The organism is bacterium (assembly GCA_035559435.1).
Lineage (GTDB): Bacteria > Zixibacteria > MSB-5A5 > WJJR01 > WJJR01 > JACQFV01.
Window position 1 is genome coordinate 1 of sequence record DATMBC010000096.1, and the last position, 21,917, is coordinate 21,917.

The window sequence follows — 21,917 nt, forward strand, 5'->3', positions numbered from 1 at the left end:
GCCACCGTTCGTCCGGCGCGATGCTCGCCATACATCGAGGCCCCCGCCCGCCACGAGCGTCCCGGCGCGTCATACCCCAGCCCGCCCGGCTCCAGTTCGGTCGCGGGAATGAGATTTTCGATGTCGAGATACTCCCGCGGAATCTCCTCGATGAAGCGCGACTTCAGCGACGCCATCGGCCCCAGCCGACGCCGTGTGCGCGCATGTGTGAGGAACAGACGTTCCTTGGCCCGTGTCGCGCCGACATAGAAGAGCCGCCGCTCTTCCTCCAGCGTCTCCGGTTTCTCCATCGACCGCGACAGCGGAAAGAGTCCTTCCTCCAACCCGGTGATGAACACGACCGGAAACTCAAGCCCTTTGGCCGCGTGCAAGGTCATCATCGTCACCCGCTCCGTCGAGGGCTCCCAGGTGTCGATGTCGGTCACCAGCGCCGCCTGCTCGAGGAAACCGGCGAGACTGGGTGTGTCGGTCGATTGTTCAAACTCCGAAAGCGCCGCTGCCAATTCGGCGACATTCTCCTCGCGCGTCTGGGCGATGTTGGGATCATCATCATCCCACGCCGCCTTGAGGTTGGTCTTTTCCACCAGCCAGCGGCACCATTCCCCCAGAGGCATCTGCGTGTACTGCGCCTTCAATTCATCCAGCAGTCCGATCAGTCCGCCGATCGCCTGTGCCGCCTTTGGCCCGATCACGCCGGACACCGTCTGTTGATCGCGCAGGAACTCCAGCCACGGCCGCCGATCAAGACGGCGCGCCGCTGCCAGTTTCTCCTGCGAGGCCTCGCCGATCCCGCGCCGCGGCTTGTTCATGATGCGGAACAGCGCCACCGAATCATTCGGGTTGATCGTCAGCTGCATGTAGGACAGCACATCCTTGATCTCGGCGCGCTGGTAGAACTTCACCCCCCCGACCAGCACATAGGGGATCGTGTAGCGGCGGCAGGCATCCTCAAAGGCGCGCGACTGCGCGTTGGTGCGGTACAGGATGACAAAATCGCTGCCGGTGTGCTCCTCGGTCCGGCAGAGCATGCGGATGCGGCTGACCACCATCTCCGCTTCCGTCCAATCATCAGGCGTCAGGATGAGCGTGATCTTCGGCCCGGGGTGTTTCTCGGTCCAGAGTTTCTTTGGGTGGCGGTTCTGATTGGCCGAGACCACCGCGTGCGCCGCCTCGAGGATGTTGGGGCGCGAGCGATAGTTCTGCTCCAGACGGATCACCCGCGCTTCGGGGAAATGCCGTTCGAAATCGAGGATGTTGCGGATGTCGGCCCCGCGCCAGGCGTAGATCGACTGGTCATCGTCCCCCACCACGCAGATGTTGCGTTCCGGCTCGGCGAGAATCTGCACCAGACGCGCCTGCGCCATGTTGGTGTCCTGGTACTCGTCGACCAGCACATGCGCAAACCGCTCCTGCCACCGGTTGCGCACCATCTCATTGTCCAGAAGCAGACGCACCGTGCGGATGATCAGATCATCGAAATCGACCGCGCCGGCCTCGGCCAGTTGCCGTTGGTAGTTGCCGTACACAACCGCCACCTGCCGCTCGAAATCGTCCTTGGCCAGATTGGCAAAGGCGGCGGCATCCTGCAGCTTGTCCTTGGCCGACGAGATGCGCGATTTCACCACCCCGGGCGCGAAGGTGCGCGACGGCAGATTGAGTTCGGCGATGATGCGTTTCAGCAGACGGTTCGAATCGTCCTCGTCATAGATCGAAAAGTCGGCCGGCAGCCCCGCCGCGGCATGTTCCTGACGCAGGAACCGCGCCGCGAACGAATGAAAGGTCGATACCCAGACATTCTGCGCCGCCTCGCCGATCAACTGCCGCACGCGCTCCTTCATCTCGCCGGCGGCCTTGTTGGTGAAGGTCACCGCCAGGATGCTCCACGGCGGGACACCGCGCGCCAGCAGATGCGCGATCCGGTAGGTGATGACACGGGTCTTGCCCGACCCCGCGCCGGCGAGAATGAGCATCGGCCCATCGCCATGCGCGACCGCCTCGCGCTGAGGCGGATTCAGATCGGCCAACAGATCGGGTGTTCCGGAGGAAGAAAAGGTCACGTCGCAAGTATCCAGAGCGCCGCATCATTGCGGCGTCAGGGCAACATACGCGTCGTGCGCAGGAAGATCAATCATCCATCAGATGCTTGCACAACCAAGTGGCCGCGCCCAGACGCACAGGCGCCGCTCCGCACAAACGGGGCAGAAAAAGAGATTGCTGCGGCGGACTCCTCCTCGCAACGACGGTGGACAGATGCCGCGTGAGTTCACGTTATCACGTAGGGGCGTATTGCATACGCCCCGGCGCGCGTGGCCGGTGGGGGGAGGGGCGTATGCAATACGCCCCTACGCACGGCGCACCGACCTCCACCGGCGTACCTGGCCGCCATCCGCCATTGCGATGAGGCCCGATCCACCGAAGGCGGATCGGACCGACGCCGGTCCGCCATGGCGGGAAGCAAACTTTTTCCCCGCGGCAACACAGGGGCAAAGACTCACCGAATCGTGGCACGTCAATCGTAGGCGACTGACTTACCGCGTCACGCCATAGGCCATCATGCGGAAAAAATCCTCGCGCGCGCGACAAGCGGCGGTGTAGGCGTAATTGGCCTCCACCCGCGCCCGCGCCGCCGCGGCGAAACGCTCGGACAACTCGGGTGACAGGAGCAGAATGGTGACAAACATCGCCAGTTGGTCGGGATCCTTGAAGTCAACCAGGTACCCCGACTCCCCCGGCACAATCAGCTCGTTGTTGCCGCCGACATTGACCGCCACCGCCGGCAACCCCGCCGCCATGTAGAGCAGAAGAAAGGGCGAGCAGGATTCGACATACGATGTCACCACGCCGACATCGGCGGCGGCGATGCAGGACTCCAGCGCGATCGACGGCGACAGGTCGAGCAGATGCTCCTCGACGCCATGACGGACGCTCAACTCCCGCACCGTCGCCGGCAGTTCGGCGCCCCCCAGCCCCCAGATCACGAGACGCACATCCTTCATGTGCGGCAGCAGCTGGCGCAGCGCATAAAGCAGCGTGTCGTAGTCCTGCGTGGCGGCGAACCGTCCGGCGGCCAGAAGTAGCGGCTGATGCGCCGACAGTCCGAGACGATGCTTGGCCTCGACCACCGACTCGGGGCTGCGGCGCCCGAATCGTGTCAGCTCCACCCCCCACCGCATGATATCGATCCGCCCGCGCTGGACCTGCTCTTGACGGATCAGCCGCTGGGCGGCGGCGTAGGAATCGGTGAGGAAGTGCGTGGCATGGTCATTGGCGCGCACCAGCGAGCGCAGGACCGGCAGGGTAACACTCTGCCCCAGATCGGTGACCAGTGCCTGACGGCTCGGCACACCCAGTGCCCGCGCCGCCGACAGCCCGAGCACCCGCGCGGCGATGCCGCGCACGATGATCGCATCGGGACGCAGCCGGTGCAACAGCCGCAGGACTTTCAGACGCGCCAGCGGGTTCCACAGCACGCCGGTGCGCGGCAATTCGAGAAAATGCGCCATGCCCCCGTGGCCGTCGGTTGCGCCGGGCACCGGCGTGTGCAGGTAAGTCTCGTAAGTCTGGCAACTTTCCGGATGCGGCTCCGCCAGCGGGTCGGGCGGAAACAGCACCCCCGGCACCGGCGTGACCGGCTCATCGGCCAGATACAGCAGTCGGAATCGCTCGGACATGATGGCCGGGGCGGGTCCAGCGCCCCCTCATCTTATCGGCGCATCCACCCACCTGCCTCACCCCCCCTGATCGCAGGCCCGGCAAAGTCTCCCCGGCAGGCGGAGGCGTGTGACGAAGCAATCTGTTTCGATTGCGCCAACCGACTTGATCCTCCCACCGGTGAGGTAGTATCTTCCGGTCGGGAGAGATGTCCGAGTGGTTTAAGGAGCACGCCTGGAGAGCGTGTAGACGGTAACTCCGTCTCCCGGGTTCGAATCCCGGTCTCTCCGCCATCTCAATACCAAATCTGATTCGGAAGGGCGCCCTGACGATGGCTTTATCTCGTCAGGGTTAACTTAATTCTCATCGTGAGCCGGGTGGCCGGACTGACGGTCAGCGCGTGACCTGAATTGGGTGGCCGCGGTCTCTGACAGCGGTCGAGCGGAGCGAGACAATCGCAAACTCAAGCGCCCAAGAGCCCGAAACGCATCAAATGAGTGAAGTCTTAGAGTGACATCACACGGGCAATATGTGCCGTCGGCACACCGCGGTCAGAGACCGCAACCACGCGAGTCGCTTCGTCGCGCGGTGTGCGCCACTCATGCCACCCGGCCATTTACACTTGATGAGCGACTTGACTTCATCGGACATCATGCAAGGATTCAAGAACTTCTCCGACTTGAGAAGGAATTGGAGCAAGGCACTGCGGATGCTTGATCCATTCGCTGGAAGAAGAACATATTGAGATGACCGAATATCCTGAATTCAGAATGAGCACAGAAGAAGCCTTTTGCCGGCTGTTTCGCATTCACGTGAATCAAACTGAAGCGGCCAAGGGGACCGAGGGAGGCAAGTTCGACCGCATTTTACAGGCCGAAGTCTTGGGGTACAAGGTTGTTCAGCATGCATTGTCTGCCCTTGCACTCTTTCGAGGAGTCCAGATTCCAGAATTGGCACCACATTCCCATTATCGTGATGCTTTTTCCATTCTTGGGTTGGCGCGAATGTGTCACGAGTCGTTTCTACTTTTCAATCATTTGTTTGTGACCCCAGCGACCAGAGAGGAAGCAGAATTCCGCTTCCTGGCATGGAGCTATGTAGATTCCGCCAAGCAAGCTCGTTTCCCCGTGAGTTCGGATGAGGGCAAGGAATTGCTGAAATCGGTCCTTGAGTTTGTGAAGGAGTTTCGTTCTGAACTCGAAGAGAATTCGCTGTTCAAAGAGCTTTCTGATTCCAAGAGAAATAAGATCCTCGTGGAGCTTCGATGGCCATTGCTTACTTGGAATGAACTTGGCAAGGAAGCTGGCTTTAATGAGCTTCATGCTCTCCACGTATACAGGTATCTGTGCTCCTATGCTCACCCGGGCAGTCTTTCAGTTCGACAACTGCGCCTAGCACTTGGAACTCCCATGCAACCTCACTTTATGGAAATGGGGTTGAAGCATTGTGCGATCATGCTCGCATGCCTCGCTTCCGACTATTCTAAACCGTTTCCGAAATCTTTCGCAATACCAAGTGATGGAGGTGACGATTCTCGGCTGGTGAAACTTTACGAGCACTTCGCACGCGGGAACTGCTAAGAAGCTGGCCGGGTGGCCGGACTGAAGGTCTGCACGTGACCGGAATTGGGTGGCCGCGGTCTCTGACCGCGGTGTGCCGACGGCACATACTGCCCGTGTGATGTCACTCTAAGACTTCACTCATTTGACTCGGTTCGGGCTCTCGACCTCTTGGACGATTGACTCTGCGATTGTCTTGTTCCGCTCGACCGCGGTCAGAGACCGCGGCCACGCGATTCGCTTCGTCGCGCGGTGTGCGCCACTCATGCCACCCGACCTGCTTGGCGGCGCTGTTTATTTCTGACATCCCACCGTTGCGGTCTGCCCTAGGGGCAAGGTCGGCAGAATGTCACCGCGGGATCTGCGCCGCGGAAGGCCACATCGATCACGCGCACGAGATCGACCACATCCGCCACTCCGGAACAATCAACATCATTGCGTTCGAACGGGCATCCCGGGTCAAACAGCGGCGGCGCGCCTCGAAACGCCGTATGCATGACGGTCACCACATCCAGTACGTCCGAGTATATACCGTCACACACGGGATCCGCGGGGCATGGACACGTGCAGGGATCGCACACATCGCCCACAAGGTCGCCATCGCTGTCTGTCTGCATCGGATTGTGATTCGCCGGGCAGTTGTCCACTGCGTTGGCGACTCCGTCGGCGTCCCAGTCGCTGTTTGCGATGGCGGCGACACAGGCCAGCGTCGCGTCGGTCATGCGCGCGGCATAATCGAAATTGATGTAGGCAACGCTGTCACGCGCGCTGTGATGGACCGATGAGAAGAGATACTCAAAGACGAACAGTCCATGGTAGCCCCGCTGGACGAACGGGTAATGATCCACATCGTAGTAGGACATGACAGGATGTCCGGTAAGTCCGAAACGCGGTCCGCCGCTATCAGCCCAGATACGGGCGTAGCGGTCATCGGGATCAAAGAGCAGCAGGGCGTCGCCGCTGTTCGGCGCGAATCCCAACATATCGAGATTCAGCATGACGAGAATCTGGTCGCCACGGGCGGCGGCAGCGGTGGCGTAATGAGTGGAGCCATGGATTCCCCACTCGTGCGCATCGAACGTGACAAACACCAGCGTCACGTCGAAGTCCAGCCCGCGCGTCACGCGCGCCAACTCCAGCACACCGGCGACCCCGCTGCCATTGTCATCGACCGCCGGCGAGCCGGGCACTCCATCATAATGTGCGCCAATCACAATCTGATATTCCGGATGGCTGTCGCCCACTCGGGTCGCGACAACATTATAACAGGGGCGGTCTCCGCCGAATACCGGCGCGATAAATGAATCATTGTAGACCGAATCATACCCAAACGCCACAAACCGCGAATGGATCCAGTCCCTCGCCGCATAGATCGAGTCAGTGCCCGACACGCGGCCGTTGAAAGCTTCCAACCGTGTCAGGTACGACCGGATTGAATCGGCGCTCACCAGTCCGGCCGGTGAAACAAGGCTTGCGGCGGCGGACTGATCGCTGCCTCTGACAATCAGCGCAATTGCCAGAAGCGACCACTTCACACTTCGACAGATCAATGTGCTGTTGGGCCAACGCATACAATAGACCCGGCGCAAAGGCGGATGGAACCCCGCTTCCAAGATAACGCAATTCCAGAACCTTGCAAGGCGAAGGGTGGCGGCGAGGGCATTATCTCGCCAGGGTTAACTCAACTGCGATCGTGAGCGAGTGGGATTTGAATCGAAGTACTCGCCAGACGAGGAGCATTTCAGCACGTGGACACGGCGTGAGGCAAGCCCTGATGCGCTTTTTGCATCAGGGCCACCCCCGCCGGTCAGGCCATCGACTGGGGATTCGTGCTCAGCGGAAAGCGGACGAGCGTCGGATGATTCAAGAGCAACTAAGTGTGGCCGATTGGAGCGCACCCGTGGCACTCACGGCTGCGTTCGGCTAAGACTCAGGACGATCACCAGTCCCGCGACCGCCAGACCCACCAGCACCACCGCGCCCCACAGCGAGATCGGCGTCAGATACGCCATGTTACTGCCGTCGGTGGTGATCAGGAAGATTACTTCATCGAGCACCATGGCCGTTCCCGCGCCGAAGGCGAGAGCGGCGACGCGTCGGGTCCATCGACTGCCGAGTCGAAGCGCCAGCACGATGGCCGCGGGAATCTCGATCGCCGCGCCGGTGAAGAGATGATGGATGTTGTAGCCGAAGAGAAACGCATCGGCGTGGGGGTTGACAAGATGCAGGTAGAGCCGCTGCGGAATAAATGTGGCCAGAATGGCGACCAGAACCAGCAGCGCCGTCTCACGACGCTCCGCCCGATAGCCCTGTGGGTCGCTCACTCAGGGCGCCTCGAACCCGTTGCTCCGGTGGCTGCCGTCGCAGAAGGGCTTGGTCTGCGAGCCGCCGCAGCGGCACAGCGAGACCTTCTCGCCGCGGTAAAGGATGCGCCCGTCCGATGACTGGACCTCCAGCGGCCCCTCGCAGAAGTCCGGGCCGTTGGGACGCGGCGTGATGGTCACCGGCCCCGACGGCAGGGTCTCGACAACCGCCTTCTGCGTGCCGTGGCCATCGTCTTCGAACCCCACACGCGTGTGGGTGCCGTCGCAGTAGGGCTTGTTCGCCGACTTGCCGCAGCGGCAGAGCGCCGCGCGCGTCTCATGCACCGTCTCGCCACCCACCACCAGACGGATGTCGCCCCGCACATAGAGGGGCCCGGCGGCCGCGACCCGCACCGTGTTCTGCGCATCCGGCCTCTCCGCCGGACCGCCGTCCTTGCGCGCATACTGCAGCGCCCCGGTCGGGCAACGGTGAATCACCGACGCGACCTGATTGGCGCTCTCGTTCTCGGGCTGAACCCAGGGGGTCTTGTCGGTGTCGAAGACTGTGCGCAAGCCGAGCACACACTCCGCCACGTGCAGACAACGCAATTTGTCCCACGACACATCGATGTCGCGCCCGCGATAGTGATGGATGGATTTGGCCATGTCGTTCTCCTTTGCCTTTCCGAGAATGTCCGCCCGCCGCTTCGAGTCGTCTGCTTAGTTAAGAAAGGGATTGTGTTCCCTTTGCCGCCGAGACGACACAGAGCAGGACGTCTGAAGCGTCATCCCCGCGGCAGAGCGTCGATCTTGGCGGCCATGATGAAATCTGATTCGGTGAGCCCGTCGATCTTATGCGTCCACAGTTTCACTTCGACTTTGCCCCAGGCAAGATAGATGTCGGGGTGGTGCCCCTGCTCCTCGGCGATCGCGCCGATCCGGTTCACAAACGCCAGCGCCGCGGCGAAGTTGGGAAAGGCGTATTCCTTGCGCAGATGATGTTCGCCGACCACCGTCCAGCCCTGTAACTGGTGCAGCAGGTCGGTCAGTTCACGCCCGCGCAGCGGCGGCACGCCGCCACGGCAGGGCACACAGGTTTTCGCCGCCAGTTCGCTCATCGTGCCACCTTCGTGTTGATCCGGCAGGCCGCCACCGCGGCGCCGAAACCGTTGTCGATATTCACCACCGTCACTCCCGGCGCGCAGCCGGCCAGCATCCCCAGCAACGCGGCCAGCCCTCCAAACGCGGCCCCATAACCGACCGAGGTCGGCACCGCGATCACCGGACGCGAAATCAGCCCGCTGACCACCGACGGCAGCGCGCCCTCCATTCCGGCTACAACAATCACGCAGCCGCAGCGTTCCAGTTCCTCGCGGATACCGGCCACACGATGCAATCCCGCCACACCGACATCGTATTTACGCCAGGGTGTCTGTCCGACAGTTTCCACCGTCAGCGCCGCCTCCTCCGCCACCGTCAGATCGGAAGTCCCGGCGGAGATGACCGCGATCGGCGCCGCCGCCACCTGGCGCGCCGGATCCAGACGCCGCAGAATGCGCGCCTCGGGAAAATACTCCAAGTCGGGCACCGCCGCCATCGCCGCCTCGGCGTGCGCGCGCTCGGCGCGTGTGCCCAGAAGCACACGCTGATGCTCCGACTGCTTCTTGAGGATCGCCGCCACCTGCTCGGGCGACTTCGAGGCGCAGTAGACAACCTCCACAAAGCCGGTGCGATGATCGCGGTGATTGTCCAGATGCGCGAATCCCAGATCGGAGGCCGGCCAGTCGCTCAGTCGCTTCGCTGCCTCGCCGGCATTCAGCCGTCCCGCGGCCACATCCTGCAAGAGTGTTGTGAAATCCATCCTCATTCGCCTCGATCAGTCGACAGAGCGCTCACCGAAATTCGCCCTCTCCCCCGCAGGGGGAGAGGGCCGGGGTGAGGGGCCGCTCCCATTGCGGACTTTACCCCCTCACCCTAACCCTGTCCCCTTCCAGAAAAGAGGGAATTTGCTTGTTGAAAGAAACAGCGCTCGAATCCCAGAGCGTGCGCATCGTTTCGACACACGCTCCATCGACCCTGCTGGGCCGTCAAGCGTTCAATCCCGCCGGGCGATATCCGCCCAGATCGATCGTCACATACTTGTATCCCGCCGCCTTCACCAATTCGATCACCCGCGCGCGGAACCCATCGCCGGCGATTCTTTCCCAATCGCCGTTCTGCAGTTCGATGCGCGCCAGTTCGCCATGGTGCCGCACACGGTGCCCGCGGAATCCCAGCGCCTGCAACGCCGCTTCCGCGCGGTCGACCTGGCGCAACTCCGGCTGCGTGATCGCCGTACCGGTGGGAAAGCGCGACGCCAGACAGGCCGCCGGCGGTTTGTCCCAGGTGGGCAACCCGCGCCGCTGCGACAGGGCGCGAATCTCCGGCTTGGTCAAGCCGGCATCGACCAACGGCGCCCGCGCGCGTTGTTCGGCGGCGGCGCGCAGTCCCGGACGCACGTCGCCGAAGTCCTCGGGAATGGCGCCATAGAGGATGTGCCCGATGCCGTTTGCCGCCGCGAGCCGCCCCAGCACGGTGAAGAGTTCCGTCTTGCAGAAGTAGCAGCGATTGGCATCGTTGGCCAGCCAGCGCGGGTCCTCCGCTTCGCCGGTTTTCACCACTTGGAAATGCCAGCCGCGTTCGGCGGCCAGTGTCGAGGCGAAGACAAACTCCCCATCGGCCATCGAGGGCGACTGCGCGGTCGCAATGACCGCGCGCGTCCCCAGCGCCTCATGCGCCACCGCGGCCAGGTAGGTCGAATCGACGCCGCCCGAATAGGCGACAATCGCCGACCCGAACGCGCGGATGGCCTCGGTCAGATCGGCCTCCTTGCGCAGGGCCAGGATCAGTGCGCTGTCGGTCATTGTGCTCATGGCGCGTCAATCGAACCAGCGAGAGTACAACGTCGGCGACCGCCCGTCAGTTGGCGGATTACTTCGACCCCGGCAGGGCGAAGAGCGAATCGGGCACGCCGACATTGACTTGCAGCGAGTCGGTCAGCATCTCGACTTCGAAGTTGAACTTGATGAACACAAGCGCCTTGCCCCACCCTTTGAGGAAGAACCGCCGCGGGAAGGCGCAGGCGCCCAGCGTGGGGGAATGATCCAGCCGAATCCCGAACTCCTTGAGCGCCCCCGGACGCTTGGCCATGTCGTACTCCTCGGCCACCGGACGGCTGTCGGCCTGCGCCACCCAGATGAACCCCTTCACCCGCTTCTCATCGGCGCGCAACGGCTCGACGGTGATCTTCCAGCAGGGGATGCCGTCGACGGTGTCGGCGGCCGCGGCGGGAAATTGGTAGTCGTCGCTGTAGCGGGGCAAGAGTGGCGCCATCATCTCCTGCGAACCGCCCTCGTCATCCTCGCCCTTCCCGCGTCGTTCGTGCCGTCTCTTGCGCTCCTCGTCGCGTTTCTTCTGTTCGTCGGCCAGTTTCGAGGGTTTGACCGGCTTGCCATCTTCCCACATCGCGACCAGGATTTCGCGGCTGTCGTTGCCGCGCACATACTGGCGGGATTGGTAGATCTTCTCGGACTTGAGGGTGCCGTCGCCGTGCAATTCGCGCTCGTAGAGTCTCGAGGTGAAGGTGGCATCTTCGACCAGCGAATCGCAGGCGGCCAGCGCCGCGCGCGCCCGCGCGACAATCGAATCCACCGGCAGGGACGTCTGCGCGCGCGCCGTTCCGCCCAGCACAACACCGGCGACCACGGCCGACAGCGTGCGAGTCCTCACGATATGCCCGCCGGCAGAATCTGAATCGTGCGCACCGTGTCCGCCAGCGTCAGATTGTGCGCGACATCCAACCCCTCGCGCACGCGTCCGAACACCGGGTACCGCCAATCCTGGTAAGGCAGTCGGTTGAGCGCGATCATGAACGTGCCGCGTCCGGCGTGACGGGCGATGATAGACCACATGAGCGTGCCGGGCTCCACCCGCTGCGGCGAATACTCATCGCGGACATTCGCCGGCGGCAAATTCGCCTCATCGCCGTTGCGATCGCCCAGTGTCACCAACTGCCCGCCCTGGAGTTCGTTGACGGGCGTGTTGTCGTAGGCGCCCATCCGCGCATTCTCCATGAATTGGCGGACCGCGCGGGGCGCCCATCGCGTGTCCAGCTCCACCGTGATGGCGCCGCGCGTGGTCTCGATCCGCGCCAGCGGCGGAGACGCATACGCCGGCAACAGACTGTCGATGTTGGCCACGGACAGATCGGTTTCAAAAACGCCCAGCTCATGACGGCGGTCCTGGTGGAACTTGAAGGCCACCGCGATCGTGTACCAACGCACCAGCCGGTTGGGATCGGCCATCCCCCAGTTGATGATGTCCTGTCGGATGGAATCGATCTGCACGGTCGGCAGCATGTTCGCCGATGCCGCCAGAATCGCCCACTTCACATCGGGATTGGGATCATCGGCGTACTTCTGATAGAGTTGGTGCAGCGAGTCGGTGTAGATGTTGATGTGGTAGGTGCCGATCAGCTGCACCGCCATCGCCACGACGTAGTCGCTGGTGTCATGGTACAGCCGGGCCAGATATTTGTCGCCGTCGCCGCCTCCATAGTCGATGTAGGTCTGCAGGGCCTTGGCCCGCACCCGCGGCGATGGGTCCTCCATCAAACGCCGCGTCATGGGAAAGATGATCTGGGTGTCCACCGGCACAAAGCGGGCGATCTTGGCGATCGCGTCGAAAATGGCCACCCGCACCCGCCAGTCCGGATCCGTCTCGGCGCGGGCGATCTCCGCCCAGCACGGGGTGTCGCGGCGGTTGCACAGCGCATTGACCGCCTGCGCCCGCACCGTCGGATCGGGATGCGACAAGAGCGGCAGCACCCATTCGCTCAGATGCGCGTGAATGTGCTCGGCCGCTGCCCGCAGGACCCGCTGGAGGACATCGATCCGCGGCTCCGACGACAACGCCGGCAGAATCGAGTTGAGCACGCCGGTGTCGCGCATCACGATGCAGGCATCGGCGATGGCGCACCGCACCTGGGGCTCCGGATCGCGAAAACCCGCGATCAGCAGCGCGTTGCGCTCCGGGAAACGCGCCGATCCGGCCAACTTGTAAGCCAGTGCGCGGATCTCCGGATCGGGATCATTGATAAAACGCGCGCCCTGACGCGCCGCCTGCTCCACGCCTATACGGATCAAGGACAAAAGCGCCGTCTTGCGCACCGACGGCTCCGGATCGTCAAGCAACGGAATGATCGAATCGGTGGCCTCGCGACGGTTCAGCATGTCCAGCGTCTGGGCTGTCTGCGCCCGCACCCGCGGGTCGGCATGGCGCAGGTAGGGAAAGAACATCGCATACTCGTCGCGCGCATAGACGCGCGCGGCCGCCTGCAGGATGGCGATCAGCACATCGGGGTCGGTTTCCTTTGGTAAGGCTTCCACCAACGCATTCTTGCCGACTTTCCACGTCCAGACGCCCAGCGCAAAGGCCGCGGCCGCGCGCACTTTGGGGGACTTGTCGGTCAGCAGAACCTGACGCAGCGTATCCAGTGTCAGCGTGTCGTCGACCCGCCCGAGCGCGTACGCGGCGCGTTCACGCACCGTTTCGTCGCGATCGGCCAGCATCGAGACCAGCCGGCCGTTGGCGGTCCAAGATTGATCCTCCCAGACGCGGATCTGCGCGATCTTCTCGGCGACATTGCCGCCCCCGCCGCAGCCGCCGGCGATCACGGCCATCAGAAGGCATCCCCACCACACGCGGAATCTCATCAAATCACTCCTCCCTTGATTTCCGGATCATCGCGGCGCCATGGCCAGCTGCCCGGGAAAACGGCGCGAGTCGAACACAACCGCCGCCTCCGGCGGAGGCACCGTCGCGCCACCGGCCACCGCCGCCGCCCAGACCCGCCAGGGCGCGATGTCCACGCCCCAGTGTCCTTCGGGATACCGACCTAGTTTCTGCGTCGCTTTTCCCAGTTGGCTGCGCGCGCCCTTCAGGTTGCCGTTCTGGAAGTGGTAGGTCCCCACAGCCAGATGAATCAACCCTTGGAGAAAGAGGCGGTCGCCGCCGCGCAGCTCCTGCCAAAATTCTTCCCAAAGATCATGCGCTTCGAAGTACCCGCCCTGTTGGAATTCCGCCACCCCCGCCGCAAAGAGGCGGCGTCCAAACTCGTAGGGTGTCTCCTCGTGCGCGGGTGTATCGGTCATGGGCGATGCCCGCCGTTCCCCGCGGGCAGACTGGCAGGATAAGCCGAACGGCGCCAACGATCAAGACGGTCGCCGCCGTCCGGATGCCCTTCTTACACCGGAAGATGCCCGCCGATCCTATGGCCGTTGAGGCACAATCACCAGATCCACCACGATCCGCACTTCCTCCGCCAGCTTGAGGAAAAGGAATTCCGGACGCGGTATCCCGAAGTCGGTGATCTTGAGCGGGAACTCGCTTTGCAGTCGGTACCCTGTCCCGTCGCCGGTCTCGGCGACCGAGGCCGGGACCGTCATGGCGCGGGTCTGGCCATGGATGGTCATGCGGCCATAGACGGTCGTGACGGTGGCCCCGTCGGCGGCGGTGGCGACACTGTCAATGGCGTACACGGCGTTGGGAAACGAATCGGTGTGCAGGTGATTTTCGCGCATGTGCTTGTTGCGCAGGTCGATTCCGGTGTCCAAAGTGCGCAGATCGACAGTCACTTTGCCGCGAGTGCGCCGCAACTGCGCCGGATCAACCTCGAATTCGGCCGTGAACGTCTTCGCCTTGCCGCTAAATGACTCTAATGTCGCCTTGGAGTGAAATTCGACCCGGTTTTTCGCCGCGGGATCAAGCACATACGGCGCGGCCTGCGTGGCCGAACCCGCCGCCCAAACTCCCAACACAGCCACTGCCGTTAGCAGACCACGACACATCGCACTTTCTCCTGTAATGAGAACCAGCAGACCCGCCACGTGTGGCAGGCGGTGATATCGCCATAACACACGCCGAATGGGATTTGTTACACTCCGATTTTCCGGCAGTCGGCGGCAATCGGACATTGGCTACATAACGGCTTGCGGGCCATACAGATACGACGCCCGTGCCAGATCATGCGGTGCGAAAACTCGATCCATTCCGCCTGCGGCAATAAGTCCATCAGATCCCGTTCAACCTTCTCCGGGTCTGTCTGTGCCGTCAGTCCCATCCGTCGCGCCAACCGTCCGACATGGGTGTCGACCACCACGCCTTCGGCCATTCCGAACGCGGTCCCCAAAACCACGTTGGCGGTCTTACGTCCAATTCCGGGAAGAGCGACAAGTTCCGCCATCGTCCGGGGCACCGTGCCGCCATGGCGTTCGCGGATGAGACGGCTGGCGCCGAGGATACTCTTGGCCTTGGCGCGGAAGAATCCGGTCGGGTGAATGATCTTCTCGATCTCCCCCTGACGCGCCGACGCGAACGCCGCCGCATCCGGATACCGCGCGAACAGAGCCGGCGTCACCATGTTGACCCGCTCGTCGGTGCATTGCGCCGACAAAATGGTCGCCACCAGCAATTGAAAGGGATTGTCGTGGGTCAGCGCACAGCGGGCGGGATAGAGACGGCGCAGGCCGTCGGCAATCCGCCGGGCGCGCGCGGCCTTCTGCGACTTGGATTCGCGCGGCATCGGAGCGGAAGCTAATCCTTCGACCGCGGATCGTGCAACAGGCGCGACTCCTCGTACAACTCGATCACGCACCGGTCGCAGAAGTAACGCAGGTACCCCGCCTCTCCCACCTTGCGCGTCACCATCTCCGACTCGGCGAACTCATCCTGGCAAATGGCGCAGACGCGCAGGCGGTCTTCGAGCGCAACCAGGGATGCCTCCGGCGTCGTCTTCTTCATCGCCAACGCCAGCACGATGAAGAGCAGACCGGAGACTCCCACGATGAGAAAGATGGCTCCCACAGGCTGCCTGCCGCCTCACCGAGAGATCAGACCCATCCCTGCAGGTCGGTGAGGATGAGCAGCACCGCCGCCAGGGTCAAAAGCCCGAGCAAGCCAACGATCAGGATTTCCCAGGGACGCCGTGGCGTCTTCGCTTCCGGGGATTCCGCAGGATTTTGAGCCATGCCGATACGCTCCTTCGCGACCGCGACAAAATCGGTTGCCATTAATATACGCTCCGGCGCACCGCCGGGAAAGCGCCGTGCTCGGGGTAACGTGCGCGACGGGAGCGGCCCCTCACCCCGGCCCTCTCCCCCTGCGGGGCAGAGGCGATTTCGGTGAGCGCTCCGTGGACCGATCGACGAGTCCTGCGGGCTCCGATCCATGGATTGCGTATCAGGCAAGTGCCCTCTCCCCTGAAAGGGGAGCAGGTCAGGGTGAGGGGAGAAATTTTACCGCTCATGAATCCGCCATCCCCCTGCCGACATACAAGACGTGGACCATGAATGCCCTTGTGAGACCGGAAAGATGCCGGTAGATTCGATACGCCATCGCCGGCTCCGGCGACAGGCAGGCACACCGCGATGACATCCCAAGCAACCGTCCGGCACCGCACCTACTGCGAGATTGACCTGTCGGCCCTGCGCTCGAACTTCGGGCTGCTGAAGGCCGCGATTGGTCCCCAGCGCGACATCCTGCTGGTGGTGAAATCCGACGCGTACGGCCATGGCGCCGGCACCGTCGCCGCCGTGGCCGCCGAATTCGGCATCTCGCGATTCGCGGTGGTCTCCGTCGACGAGGGGATGGCCCTGCGCCGCGCCGATGTCGACGGCGAAATTGTGCTCCTGCACCCGCCGGCGGACACCGACCTCCCCGCCGTGACCGAGTGGAACCTCACGCCATCGATCAGCAGCGAGGAGAGTGCGCTGGCGTACTCGCGGTTGGCCGGATCACGCGTCCTGCCGCTGCATATCGAGATCAACACCGGGCTCTCTCGACTGGGACTGGACTGGGAGAGCGCCGCCGATCGCATCGCCCGCATTGCGGCCCTGCCGAATGTCCGCATCGCCGGACTCTACACGCACTACCGCGCCCACTACAGCGCCTCCGGCGACGCCATCCAGGAGCAGACCGACCGTTTCCGTCATGTCCTCGACGGATTGAAGCAGCTGGGCATTGACCCCGGTTTCCGCCATGCCGCCAGTTCGTATCCGGTCGCCTATCATCCGGTGACCGCCTTCGACGGCATCCGCGTGGGGATTGTCGCCTACGGCGCAATGGATCCGCCTCCCGGCCCGCTTGCCGGCATCCGTCCGGTGATGTCGGTACGCTCGCGCATCCTTCACCAGCGCCGCATCCAGGCCGGCGAGTGGGTGCATTATGGCGATGGTTTCCAGGCGCCGCGCGCCATGACGATCGCCGTGATCCCGATCGGTTACGGAATGGGCTACACCCGGCATCTGTCCAACAACGGCGAGATGCTGATCCGCGGCACACGCTGTCCGATCGTGGGCGTGGTCGGCATGGACCTGACCATGGTCGATGTCTCCCACCTCGACCATGCGGCGATCGGCGATCCGGTGACCGTGATCGGCCGCGACGGCCAAGAGACGATCACCGCGCTCGAGCTGGCCAAACGCGCCGGCACGATCGCCTATGAAATCACCTGCCGTCTGGGGAATGGACTGCCGCGCTACATCATCCACCGGCACGCCGACGCGCCGGTGACCGCCGCCGCATCCGTCGAATCGAATTAGGACAGTCCGCCTACCGCGGCAGCGCTTCGGCCAGCTGCCAGAGGCGTTCCCACGTGTAGATGCCGGTCTGATGGCCATCGCTCCAGAGAATCTGGATCGCGTATCGGCCGACCGGGTGGATGGACAGAGGGTGGACATCCGCCGGCACCGTCTCCTCAGTCACGAGCTTCTCGCCGGTCATCTCCTCCACACAGGCCGCGCAGGGGCAGGCCAGACGCAGGAATCGCGCCGGGAAGACGTGCTCCTGGCCGTTGTTCCAGCGGATCTTGATGTCCCACTGGTTGGCACGGCCGATTTCCGTCGGGATCGGGGTTCCTCTGCTCATGATGTCGTAAGTCCGGCTGAAGGGTGAACGTTCGTCGCCGCCATCACGCCGAGGTCCGCGAAGCCGGCGGGAGGTGATCGGATTCCTCAACATCGTGCCCGGCAACCGGTTCCTCCGGCGCGGGCGCGACAGGATGGGCAAACACGACCGGATCGCGAATCAGCGAGACCAGCAGGGCGACCACGCCGATCGTCACCGCCGAGTCGGCAACATTGAAGGTCGGCCAGCGATCCAGTTCCAGCCCCGGATGATGCAAGATGCCGAGGTTGAAGGCCGGCACCGCCAGATCGAAGAACTCGCAGTCGATGAAATCCACGACCTCGCCCTGTAGGACGCGGTCCACGAGGTTGCCCAGCGCCCCGGCGAGAATGAGCGCCAACGCCCACATCGACAACCGGCCGGTCGATCCCTCACGCCAGAGGTGCCAGACAATCCAGGCAATCACCAGTGCCGCCGCCAGATAGTACACCGCCACATGCCCCCAGCGCAGCCCAAAGGCTCCGCCGGGATTGCGGATGTAGGTGATGCGCAGCCAATCACCCAAAAGCGGGATGCTTTCATAGAGGTCCATGGTCGAGACCACCAAAAACTTCGAGACCTGGTCCAGCACCACCAACGCCAACACAAGCATCCACATCACCCGTCGCGGGTGTGTGGAAGCCAGTGGTAGCGTCTCGGACAATGGATTCAGGCGGAAAAAGGCAGGGATTACACGGCGGCATCGGAGATGCCGCGCGCCTTCTGCTGCTCGTCTTTCTCCTTGCAGGAGATGCAGAGACGGGCGTGCGGCACCGCCTCCAGCCGCGCCACCGAGATGTCGTTGCCGCACACCTCGCACTTGCCGTAGGTGCCGTCCTTGATGCGCCGCAACGCCTCATCGATGTGGTAGAGGAACCGCCCGGACTTCGACGCGAAATAGAACGACTTCTCACGTTCCTCGGCGTCGGTCCCCTGGTCGGCCATGTGGTAGGCGTGCGTCGACAGATCGCCGGCCGCCTCGGTCGGGGTCGAGTCCATGGCGTTCTTGCGCAGGTGGCCGATGTCGGCGACCAGTTCCGCGCGCTTGGCCAAGAGCATCTCTTCAAACTTTTTCAGGTCTTTCTTGTTCACTCGGCTTCTCCTGGCTGCTCTTATACGCGCCGGGGGGCGATGGCGATAGTCGCCGGCTCCCCATTCAGATCAACTTTTTCGCCCTCCAGGTCATCGGCTGGACGGTCCGCCAGATGGAATTCGACCGCCAGCGTTTCGTCCTTGATCTTATCGGCATGCCGGCGAATTCCTGAGAGCGCCACAGGCGTCGTTCGGACCGTCAGAATGATCCGGTCGGTCACGGCCAGACCCAGTTTCTTGCGCATGTTCTGGACACGGTTGACCAGTTCCCGCGCAAGTCCCTCGGCCTGTAACTCTTCGGTCAGACGAGTGTCGATGGCCACGATCAGCCGCCCATCGGACTCGCAATGATACCCGGGGAGGGGGGAGATGTCTATCACCAAATCGCCCGCACCCAGCTTCACCGCCCCCCCGCTCAACGGGACCTCGGCGCTCTGCGAACGGCAGTACCGCTCGGCGGTTTTCATGTCCCAGCCGGCCACCGCCTGCTGCAACTCCTTCATGCGCGCGCCGATCCGGCCGCCCAACACCGCGAAGTTCGGCTTCAACGCCAGTTTCCCGACACCCTCCAACGATTCGCGCACACTCACCCGTTTCACGTTGAGTTCCGCCGCAATCAACGCGGTAACCGGCTCCAGCAACGCAGAGTTCCAATCCGCCGGACGAATAATGATCGCCTCCGCCAGCGGCTGGCGGGTCTTCAACCGGGTCTTGGCCCGCGCCGCCCGTCCCAGCGACACCACCTCCTGCGCCGCCGCCATCCGCGCCTCCAGCTCCGGATCGATCGCCGCCCGGTTGGAGACCGGAAAATCGGTCAGATGCACCGACACCGGGAACGCCCCGGAGCCGGCGGCATCGCCCAGCAGTTCGCGATACGCGTAGTCGGCAAAGAAGGGCGCCGCCGGCGCCGCCAACTGCGACACCATCAGAAGCGTCCGCGCCAGCGTCGCATAGGCATCCAGCTTGTCATCGTCGTTCTCGGCGCCCCAGAACCGGCGGCGGTTGAGACGGACATACCAGTTCGAGAGATCATCGACCACGAAATCGGCGATCGTGCGCACCGCCCGGGTCAGGTCATACTCATCAAACGCCTTGTCGACCTGGGCGCAGACACTGGCCGCGCGCGAGGTGATCCAGCGGTCGAATTCATGCGACGAGGGACGGCGCGTAAGGATCGACACCGTGTCGATCCTGTCGATGCCGGCGTAGAGGTGATAGAACGACAGCGTGTTCTTCCAGGTGTCGAAGTAGCGGTTGCGCACCTCGGTCACCGCCGCGGTGTCAAACCGCGTCGGCAGCCAGGGCTGCGACACCGCCAGCAGGTACCAGCGCAGCGCGTCGGCGCCCTCGGCCCTGATCACCTCCCACGGGTCCACCACATTCCCGCGCGACTTCGACATCTTCCGCCCCTGCTTGTCGACGATGAACTCCATCACCAGGCAGTTCTTGTAGCAGACCCGGTCCATCAGCAGCGTCGAGATGGCGTGCAGGGAGTAAAACCAGCCGCGCGTCTGGTCAACCGCCTCGGAGATGAAGTCGGCCGGAAACAGCGCGTCGAAACGATCCTTGTTCTCAAACGGGTAATGCCACTGCGCAAACGGCATCGCGCCCGAGTCGAACCAGACATCGATAACTTCAGGCACGCGCCGCATCGGACGGCCGCACTTCGGGCAGTCAATGGTGATCGCGTCGACATACGGCTTGTGCAGATCCAACGGTTCGGGCAAATGCGACCCCCGCGCCTTCAGATCAGCCACCGACTCGACCGCGGTCTTCTCGCCGCAGGCGCAGACCCAGATCGGCAACGGCGTCCCCCAGAACCGCTCGCGCGACAACGCCCAGTCGACGTTGTTGGACAGCCACTCGCCGAACCGCCCCGCGCCGATCTCCGGCGGGTACCAGTGAATCGTGTTGTTCAGCTCCTGCATACGGTCGCGGAATTGCGACGTGCGGATGTACCAGGAACGACGCGCGTAGTAAAGAAGCGGCGTGTCGCACCGCCAGCAGAACGGATACGTGTGCTCGATTTGGCCGGCGTCATAGAGACGGCCCATTCCCTTAAGGTCGCGGATGATCGTCTTGTCGGCGTCCTTGACAAACTGCCCGGCGTACGGCGCGATCTTCTCTTCGAAGGTGCCGTCGGGACGCACCGGTTGCAGCACCGGCAGACCCTGTGCGCGTCCCAGTTCATAGTCATCGGCGCCGAAGGCCGGGGCGATGTGCACAATCCCCGTGCCATCCTCGGTGCTGACAAAGTCGGCGGGCAACACGCTGAACGCCGCCGGCTCCGGCGTGTCGGAGAAGTAGTCGAACAGCGGGACATACTTGCGCCCCACCAGATCACGCCCCTTCATCCGCTCCAGCACTTCATACTCGCCCTTGAGCACCGCCTGCGCCCGCGCCTCGGCAAGGATGTAGGTCTTCCCGTCCTTGCGCGCCCGGATGTAGTCAATCCCATCCCCGACCGCGACCGCCGCGTTGGAGATCAGCGTCCATGGTGTCGTCGTCCAGACCAGCAGCGCCGTGTCCGGATCGTCGCGCAACGGCATGATCACGGTGATCGAAGGATCCTTGACCGTGTCGTATCCCTGCGCCACCTCGTGGCTCGAAAGCCCGGTGCCGCAGCGCGGGCAGTACGGGACAATCTTGTGCCCTTCGTACAGCAGGTCGCGCTGGAAAAACTGCGCCAGGATCCACCAGACTGTCTCAATGTAGTCGTTCTCGAAGGTCACATACGGGTGCTCGAGATCCAGCCAGAAGGCGATGCGGCGGGTCAGACGGTCCCAGTCGCGCTTGTAGGTGAAGACCGACTCGCGACACTTGGCGTTGAACTTGTCGACGCCGTACTCGATGATCTTCTGCTTCGACTCCAGCCCCAGTTGCCGCTCCACTTCGATCTCGACCGGCAGCCCGTGGGTGTCCCAGCCCCCCTTGCGATCCACACGGAACCCTTTCATCGTCCGGTAGCGGCAGACCAGGTCCTTGATCGTGCGGGCAATCACGTGGTGAATACCCGGCTTGCCGTTGGCGGTCGGCGGCCCTTCAAAGAAGACAAAGGCCGGCGCGTCGCGACGGATCGCGATCGACTGTTCAAAGATCTTTTCCTGGTCCCAGAAGGCCAGAATCTGCTCTTCCAGATCGGCGTACGAGGTGCGTGTCGAGACGATGTCGGTCTCGGTGTCGAGCATGGCGGTTTTCTGATTCATCGTTTCCGGCCTTGAAACGCGCCTATTTACACTGTCGGGCGCGGAATGTCACGGCTGTTATTGCAAACAAAACGACGCCGGCGGGTCGCCGGCGTCGTATCGATGTCTTCCAAATGGCGACCGTT

General features: G+C 63.2%; 21 protein-coding genes and 1 tRNA gene. 3 read left to right on the plus strand and 19 right to left on the minus strand.

What is annotated here, in order from left to right; translation table 11 throughout:
* Positions 1-2,057, minus strand: a 2,057-nt coding sequence (locus VNN55_11020; GenBank protein HWO58087.1) for a UvrD-helicase domain-containing protein, incomplete at its 3' end; no start/stop codon positions are given.
* A gap of 471 nt (positions 2,058-2,528) precedes the next feature.
* Entirely contained in the window at positions 2,529-3,671 is a 1,143-nt protein-coding gene (locus tag VNN55_11025; GenBank protein HWO58088.1) for a glycosyltransferase family 4 protein, read from the minus strand.
* A 182-nt stretch (positions 3,672-3,853) separates the two neighbouring features.
* Between VNN55_11025 and VNN55_11030 the strand changes: the two genes are divergently transcribed.
* Positions 3,854-3,944, plus strand: a tRNA-Ser gene (locus tag VNN55_11030).
* Between the two features lie 420 nt (positions 3,945-4,364).
* The gene (locus VNN55_11035) at positions 4,365-5,231 is read left to right on the plus strand and encodes a hypothetical protein (GenBank protein HWO58089.1); all 867 of its coding nucleotides are present in this window, start codon (positions 4,365-4,367) and stop codon (positions 5,229-5,231) included.
* 305 nt (positions 5,232-5,536) lie between these two features.
* On the opposite strand, the gene VNN55_11040 is transcribed toward VNN55_11035, so the two are convergent.
* The 13 genes from VNN55_11040 to VNN55_11100 form a co-directional block, all read right to left on the minus strand.
* Positions 5,537-6,658: a M28 family metallopeptidase gene (locus VNN55_11040; protein HWO58090.1), complete on the minus strand. Its 1,122-nt coding sequence runs from the start codon at positions 6,656-6,658 to the stop codon at positions 5,537-5,539.
* Positions 6,659-7,117: 459 nt separating this feature from the next.
* Complete coding sequence (locus VNN55_11045) at positions 7,118-7,534, minus strand: hypothetical protein (protein ID HWO58091.1); 417 nt, start codon at positions 7,532-7,534, stop codon at positions 7,118-7,120.
* Entirely contained in the window at positions 7,535-8,179 is a 645-nt protein-coding gene (locus VNN55_11050) for a CDGSH iron-sulfur domain-containing protein (protein HWO58092.1), read from the minus strand.
* 119 nt (positions 8,180-8,298) lie between these two features.
* Complete coding sequence (locus tag VNN55_11055) at positions 8,299-8,631, minus strand: 4a-hydroxytetrahydrobiopterin dehydratase (GenBank protein ID HWO58093.1); 333 nt, start codon at positions 8,629-8,631, stop codon at positions 8,299-8,301.
* Entirely contained in the window at positions 8,628-9,374 is a 747-nt protein-coding gene (larB, locus tag VNN55_11060) for a nickel pincer cofactor biosynthesis protein LarB (GenBank protein ID HWO58094.1), read from the minus strand. The genes VNN55_11055 and larB overlap by 4 nt, the downstream gene beginning before the upstream one ends.
* Before the next feature lie 226 nt (positions 9,375-9,600).
* Complete coding sequence (gene larE, locus VNN55_11065; protein ID HWO58095.1) at positions 9,601-10,425, minus strand: ATP-dependent sacrificial sulfur transferase LarE; 825 nt, start codon at positions 10,423-10,425, stop codon at positions 9,601-9,603.
* A gap of 58 nt (positions 10,426-10,483) precedes the next feature.
* Positions 10,484-11,281 carry a hypothetical protein gene (locus VNN55_11070; GenBank protein ID HWO58096.1) on the minus strand — a complete coding sequence of 266 codons (798 nt, stop codon included), beginning with the start codon at positions 11,279-11,281 and terminating at the stop codon, positions 10,484-10,486.
* Entirely contained in the window at positions 11,278-13,266 is a 1,989-nt protein-coding gene (locus tag VNN55_11075; GenBank protein HWO58097.1) for a HEAT repeat domain-containing protein, read from the minus strand. Before VNN55_11075 ends, VNN55_11070 begins: the two co-directional genes overlap by 4 nt.
* Before the next feature lie 27 nt (positions 13,267-13,293).
* Positions 13,294-13,704 (minus strand): DUF309 domain-containing protein, encoded by a 411-nt coding sequence (locus VNN55_11080; GenBank protein ID HWO58098.1) that lies wholly within the window; start codon positions 13,702-13,704, stop codon positions 13,294-13,296.
* Between the two features lie 117 nt (positions 13,705-13,821).
* Complete coding sequence (locus VNN55_11085) at positions 13,822-14,400, minus strand: YceI family protein (protein ID HWO58099.1); 579 nt, start codon at positions 14,398-14,400, stop codon at positions 13,822-13,824.
* A gap of 86 nt (positions 14,401-14,486) precedes the next feature.
* Positions 14,487-15,134, minus strand: coding sequence for an endonuclease III (gene nth / locus VNN55_11090; GenBank protein ID HWO58100.1), 648 nt, complete (start codon positions 15,132-15,134; stop codon positions 14,487-14,489).
* 11 nt (positions 15,135-15,145) lie between these two features.
* On the minus strand, positions 15,146-15,415 hold the full coding sequence (locus VNN55_11095) for a hypothetical protein (protein ID HWO58101.1): 270 nt from the start codon (positions 15,413-15,415) through the stop codon (positions 15,146-15,148).
* Positions 15,416-15,441: 26 nt separating this feature from the next.
* Positions 15,442-15,621 (minus strand): hypothetical protein, encoded by a 180-nt coding sequence (locus VNN55_11100; GenBank protein HWO58102.1) that lies wholly within the window; start codon positions 15,619-15,621, stop codon positions 15,442-15,444.
* Positions 15,622-15,978: 357 nt separating this feature from the next.
* Between VNN55_11100 and alr the strand changes: the two genes are divergently transcribed.
* On the plus strand, positions 15,979-17,151 hold the full coding sequence (alr, locus tag VNN55_11105; protein HWO58103.1) for an alanine racemase: 1,173 nt from the start codon (positions 15,979-15,981) through the stop codon (positions 17,149-17,151).
* Positions 17,152-17,161: 10 nt separating this feature from the next.
* On the opposite strand, the gene VNN55_11110 is transcribed toward alr, so the two are convergent.
* The 4 genes from VNN55_11110 to ileS form a co-directional block, all read right to left on the minus strand.
* Entirely contained in the window at positions 17,162-17,476 is a 315-nt protein-coding gene (locus VNN55_11110) for a DUF971 domain-containing protein (GenBank protein ID HWO58104.1), read from the minus strand.
* A gap of 43 nt (positions 17,477-17,519) precedes the next feature.
* Positions 17,520-18,113 (minus strand): signal peptidase II, encoded by a 594-nt coding sequence (gene lspA / locus VNN55_11115; GenBank protein ID HWO58105.1) that lies wholly within the window; start codon positions 18,111-18,113, stop codon positions 17,520-17,522.
* 71 nt (positions 18,114-18,184) lie between these two features.
* Positions 18,185-18,586: a TraR/DksA C4-type zinc finger protein gene (locus VNN55_11120; protein ID HWO58106.1), complete on the minus strand. Its 402-nt coding sequence runs from the start codon at positions 18,584-18,586 to the stop codon at positions 18,185-18,187.
* Positions 18,587-18,606: 20 nt separating this feature from the next.
* Positions 18,607-21,792: an isoleucine--tRNA ligase gene (gene ileS, locus VNN55_11125; protein ID HWO58107.1), complete on the minus strand. Its 3,186-nt coding sequence runs from the start codon at positions 21,790-21,792 to the stop codon at positions 18,607-18,609.
* Positions 21,793-21,917 lie beyond the last annotated feature (125 nt).

What these genes read in the sequence shown, in the direction of transcription:
- VNN55_11025 (HWO58088.1), bottom strand. Translation starts at nt 3,671, where the DNA reads ATGTCCGAGCGATTCCGACTGCTGTATCTGGCCGATGAGCCGGTCACG.
- VNN55_11050 (HWO58092.1), bottom strand. Translation starts at nt 8,179, where the DNA reads ATGGCCAAATCCATCCATCACTATCGCGGGCGCGACATCGATGTGTCG.
- VNN55_11055 (HWO58093.1), bottom strand. Translation starts at nt 8,631, where the DNA reads ATGAGCGAACTGGCGGCGAAAACCTGTGTGCCCTGCCGTGGCGGCGTG.
- larB (HWO58094.1), bottom strand. Translation starts at nt 9,374, where the DNA reads ATGGATTTCACAACACTCTTGCAGGATGTGGCCGCGGGACGGCTGAAT.
- larE (HWO58095.1), bottom strand. Translation starts at nt 10,425, where the DNA reads ATGAGCACAATGACCGACAGCGCACTGATCCTGGCCCTGCGCAAGGAG.
- VNN55_11075 (HWO58097.1), bottom strand. Translation starts at nt 13,266, where the DNA reads ATGAGATTCCGCGTGTGGTGGGGATGCCTTCTGATGGCCGTGATCGCC.
- VNN55_11080 (HWO58098.1), bottom strand. Translation starts at nt 13,704, where the DNA reads ATGACCGATACACCCGCGCACGAGGAGACACCCTACGAGTTTGGACGC.
- VNN55_11085 (HWO58099.1), bottom strand. Translation starts at nt 14,400, where the DNA reads ATGTGTCGTGGTCTGCTAACGGCAGTGGCTGTGTTGGGAGTTTGGGCG.
- nth (HWO58100.1), bottom strand. Translation starts at nt 15,134, where the DNA reads ATGCCGCGCGAATCCAAGTCGCAGAAGGCCGCGCGCGCCCGGCGGATT.
- VNN55_11100 (HWO58102.1), bottom strand. Translation starts at nt 15,621, where the DNA reads ATGGCAACCGATTTTGTCGCGGTCGCGAAGGAGCGTATCGGCATGGCT.
- alr (HWO58103.1), top strand. Translation starts at nt 15,979, where the DNA reads ATGACATCCCAAGCAACCGTCCGGCACCGCACCTACTGCGAGATTGAC.
- VNN55_11110 (HWO58104.1), bottom strand. Translation starts at nt 17,476, where the DNA reads ATGAGCAGAGGAACCCCGATCCCGACGGAAATCGGCCGTGCCAACCAG.
- lspA (HWO58105.1), bottom strand. Translation starts at nt 18,113, where the DNA reads ATGTGGATGCTTGTGTTGGCGTTGGTGGTGCTGGACCAGGTCTCGAAG.
- ileS (HWO58107.1), bottom strand. Translation starts at nt 21,792, where the DNA reads ATGAATCAGAAAACCGCCATGCTCGACACCGAGACCGACATCGTCTCG.